We start from the raw sequence: 243 nt of genomic DNA, 5'->3' as shown, positions 1-243 counted from the left end.
GAACCCGGAATCCAGCGGGCAGCAGATTCGATGTGAAATGGATTCCGGGTTCGATGCTTCGCATCGCCCCGGAATGACGAGGACAAGGGAAAAATGCTCTTCACCGCCGACCACGACGAACCGCGCCAGCGCCGGCGTCGCCATATCGGTCTGCACCCCGATCGCCATCGGCACGCCGCCGCAGGTGATGGCGCCGAGCTCCTCCGCCATCATCAGCGCGTAGGAGTAATCCAGCCCCTGGCC

General features: G+C 64.2%; 1 pseudogene. It reads right to left on the bottom strand.

Annotated elements, in window-relative coordinates:
• Positions 1-117: 117 nt before the first annotated feature.
• Positions 118-243: pseudogene (locus FNJ47_RS48585) on the bottom strand (acyl-CoA dehydrogenase family protein); the annotation flags it as partial.

This window comes from Bradyrhizobium uaiense (assembly GCF_010811875.1).
In the GTDB taxonomy this organism is placed as follows: domain Bacteria; phylum Pseudomonadota; class Alphaproteobacteria; order Rhizobiales; family Xanthobacteraceae; genus Bradyrhizobium; species Bradyrhizobium uaiense.
The sequence above is the reverse complement of the archived record's forward strand: the minus strand, read 5'-3'. Positions and strand labels throughout refer to the sequence as shown.